The organism is Candidatus Frankia alpina, from assembly GCF_902806485.1.
Classification (GTDB): Bacteria; Actinomycetota; Actinomycetes; order Frankiales; family Frankiaceae; genus Frankia; species Frankia alpina.
Genome location: NZ_CADCWT010000363.1, coordinates 1 through 3362, shown reverse-complemented (window position 1 = coordinate 3362; position 3362 = coordinate 1). Strand labels below are relative to the sequence as shown.

Genomic DNA, 3362 nt, shown 5'->3' with positions numbered 1-3362 from the left:
GGCACGGAAAGTGACCTTCGCGCGACCCTGGGTTTCCGGCCAGATTCCAGACAGATTGCGGCCAGATCGTGCCGAGGCTTAACCACGGTTTTTGGGCCCAAAACCGTGGCTAAGCCTCGGCATGATTCCGTGCGCCAATAGTCGCAGAGAGATATGAGAAATGTGGTGGCCGATGCGTGCACTTAACCCCGAGGCCCCCCGCGCCGCTCGATCGGATCCCCTTCGCAACTGATCACTTTGGACTCACTTGTCTCGGCGGAGACGACCAGGTCGTGCTCAGCACGGGCCACGGCGGGTGCCTCGGCGGCGGGAACGAGGCGATGATGGAGCCGCCAATCTGGGAACAGCGTGGTGACCAGGCGGAGGTCCGCCCGGTGCCGCAGTCCCCGGGGACGCAGATCGCGCGCCGCGTCGGCGAGCACCAGATGGGCGACGGGGCCGCCGGCCGATTCCATGACGGCGCCGGTTGCCGGGACGGCGCCGGTTGCGTCGCCTGAACAAGGTTCGGCTCGCCGGCCCAGACCGTGCCCGTGCCGTGCACCAGGACCGCGGCGGCGCTCGTCTGGCCGGCGCGGACGACCGAGTAGAGCCGACCGTCGGGCAGCAGGGAGCGGCAGCGGATCTCCACGCCGTGCCGGCGGGCCCAGGCGACGGCCGAGTGGTGCAGCACCTTCGCGCCATGCCGCGACATCGTCATCATCGTGTCGTAGCCGACGGTGGCCAGCGTGCGCGCATCCGGCACGAGGCGCGGATCGGCGGTGCAGATCCCCGGCGAGTCGGAAAAGATCTCGCAGGCCGTGGCGCCGACGGCGATTGCGGCTGCGATCGCGGACAGGTCCGAGCTGTTGCGGCCCATCATGACCGGCCGCCCGTCGTCGCCGACGGCCTGCCCGCCGGGGACGACGAGCACCGTTCCAGCGGGGTCGATGCGGCTGGCGAGCGCGGTGGGGTCGAGCGAACGCAGCTCGGCGTGGTGGGGATCGCCGCCGCCGACGAAGCCGGTGTCGGCCGCGGTCAACGGGACCGCGGCGAGCCCGGCGTCGCGTAGGGCGGAGGTCATCAGCGCCACGTTGACGGTCTCGCCGGTCATGAGCGCGGCGGCGAGCAGGTCCCGGTCGGGCTCGGGACTGACCGCGCGCAGCGCCCTGCCGAGCCGGTCGGTCTCGCCGGCCACCGCGCTGACCACGACGACGGCCTGGCCCGGGGCGTCCGCCACACCGGTCGGGGGCTCGGAGCTATCGGCGTGCAGTCGGGCGGCGACGTGGCGGGCGATGAGGTGATGGGCGTCCGGCGCGGCGAACGCCGCCCCGCCGAACTTCAGGACGACGACGTCCCCCGGGCCGGTCACCATGATCTCGGCGTCGAGGGCGTCGAGGGCGTCGAGGGCGTCGAGGGCGTCACAGCCACGACATCTCGGCGGCCAGGCTCACGATCTGCAGGGCGTTGAGGGCCGCGCCGACGGTGAGGTTGTCGGCGACGACCCACAGCCACAGGGCGCACGGCTCGTCCACGTCGGCTCGCACCCGCCCGACGTGGACGAGCCGGCGTTCGGCCGGCGACGCGCAGACCGGCTGCGGCATCGGGTAGCCGTCCGCCGGGTCGTTGCCATAGACCCGCAGGTCTGGGGCGGCTCGCAGCGCGGCGAGGGCGTCGTCGGGGGTGACGGGGGCGGTGAAGCTGACGTGCACCGCCTCCGAGTGGCCGTTGACCACGGGCACCCGCACCGCGGTCGCCGCGACCCGCAGCCCCGGCATGCCCATGATCTTGCGGGGTTCGCGACGTAGCTTGCGTTGTGCCCGTCGGCGTCGCGCAGGCCGATCTCGGGGATCAGATTAAACGCCAGCGGCTGGCCGAACTTCCCGGGCCGGGCGTCGGCGGGGTCGGCGCCGTCGAGCAGCGCCCGGGTGGTGTCGGCGAGCTCGGTGAGTCCCCACAGGCCGCCGCCGGAGGCCGACTGGTAGTCGGACACGATCACCCGGTCGAGCTCACGGAGGGCGCGCAGGGGATGCAGGGCCCGCACGAGCTGGATCGTCGAGCAGTTCGGATTGGCCACGATCCCGCGGGCCGGGCGCGAGCGCAGCGTCTGCGGGTTGACCTGGGGGACGACGAGCGGGACGTCGTCCAGCCGGAACGCGGAGCTGTTGTCGACGACGAGCGCGCCCACGGCGGCGACCACCGGCGCCCACTGTGTGCTGATCGGGGCGCCCGCGCTGAACACCGCGACGTCCACCCCCGCGGGATCGAAGTCCGCCAGCGCGACGACCGGCTCGACCTTCAGTTCCAGTCCCAGCTCGGCGCCGAGATCGCGGCCTGCCGAGCCCCCCGACGCGACGGGAACCACCCGGCCCACGTCGGGCAGCAATCCCGCCTCGAGCAGGGCCAGACATTCCCGGCCGACGACCCCGGTCGCGCCGATGACGGCGATGTCCACTGCGCTTGTCCCTTCCACCATGTTCCCGGGCCGCCGACCCGCTGTTTCGTCGACCTGTTATTTCGTCGGCCTGCTGGCCTGCTGTCGTCGCGGGGTCAGCTGGAGCCGACGGCGTTCTCGTCCGCGAACTGCGCGTCGAGGTCCACCCAGCCGCCATCGACGAACAGGACCTCGCCGTTGACGTAGGTGGCGGCGTCGGAGGCGAGGAAGACCGCGGGACCGGCGATTTCGGCGAGTCGGGCCCAGCGGCCGAGGACGACCTTGTCGGCGTAGGCGCCGGCCCAGGCGGCGCTGGCGCGGATCGGCACCGTCAGCGCGGTCTCGACCGGGCCCGAGGCGATCGCGTTGACACGGACCCCGAACGGCCCGAGTTCGGCGGCCAGCACCCGGACCATCTGCGCCAGCGCCGCCTTCGTGCCCGCGTAGATCACCTGGCCGGGTTCGACCGCGCGGCTGCTGATCGACGAGATGACGATGATGCTTCCGCCGCCCTGCTTCGCCATGATCCGGCCGGCGCCGCGCAGGACGTGGAAGCTGCCGCGCAGGTTGACGTCGGTGACCGCGGTGTAGTCGTCGTCGGTGTAGTCCACCAGCGGCTTGCGGATGTTGATGCCGGGGGTGCCGACGGCGATGTCGAGGCGGCCCCGGTCCGCGACCACGCGGGCGAACAGGTCGTCCACCTCGGCGGAGGCGCGCACGTCGACGGTGGACGTCTTCGCCGTGCCGCCGGCGGCGACGATCGTCGCCACCGTCTCCTCGACGCCGGTGGTGTCGATGTCGCCGCATTCGACGATGGCGCCGCGTTCGGCCAGGCCGATCGCGATGGCCCGGCCGATGCCCGACGCCGCGCCGACGACCGCCGCGACTCTGTCTGTCAGTTCCAGCATCTCCAGCTCCCGAAGCCTCGGTCTACGTGGTGGGTCCGCCGTGA

Annotated in this window: 3 protein-coding genes and 1 pseudogene; all 4 read right to left on the bottom strand. The window is 72.4% G+C overall.

Annotated elements, in window-relative coordinates; translation table 11 throughout:
* Window positions 1-232: 232 nt before the first annotated feature.
* The 4 genes and pseudogenes from G6R25_RS22630 to G6R25_RS22620 all read right to left on the bottom strand — a co-directional run bounded on the left by G6R25_RS22630 (window position 233) and on the right by G6R25_RS22620 (window position 3318).
* On the bottom strand, window positions 233-1348 hold the full coding sequence (locus G6R25_RS22630) for an amino acid kinase family protein (RefSeq protein WP_205447370.1): 1116 nt from the start codon (window positions 1346-1348) through the stop codon (window positions 233-235).
* 49 nt (window positions 1349-1397) lie between these two features.
* On the bottom strand, window positions 1398-1754 hold the full coding sequence (locus G6R25_RS29970; protein ID WP_336502379.1) for an Asd/ArgC dimerization domain-containing protein: 357 nt from the start codon (window positions 1752-1754) through the stop codon (window positions 1398-1400).
* A 110-nt stretch (window positions 1755-1864) separates the two neighbouring features.
* Window positions 1865-2452 (bottom strand): annotated as a pseudogene (locus G6R25_RS29965) (aspartate-semialdehyde dehydrogenase); the annotation flags it as partial.
* 74 nt (window positions 2453-2526) lie between these two features.
* A complete protein-coding gene (locus G6R25_RS22620; protein WP_163554496.1) occupies window positions 2527-3318 on the bottom strand; it encodes an SDR family NAD(P)-dependent oxidoreductase in 792 nt (263 codons plus the stop codon).
* Window positions 3319-3362: the final 44 nt, after the last annotated feature.

Excerpts from the sequence above, each read along its gene's own strand:
- G6R25_RS29970 (WP_336502379.1), bottom strand. The coding sequence starts at position 1,754 with ATGCCGGGGCTGCGGGTCGCGGCGACCGCGGTGCGGGTGCCCGTGGTC.
- G6R25_RS22620 (WP_163554496.1), bottom strand. The coding sequence starts at position 3,318 with ATGCTGGAACTGACAGACAGAGTCGCGGCGGTCGTCGGCGCGGCGTCG.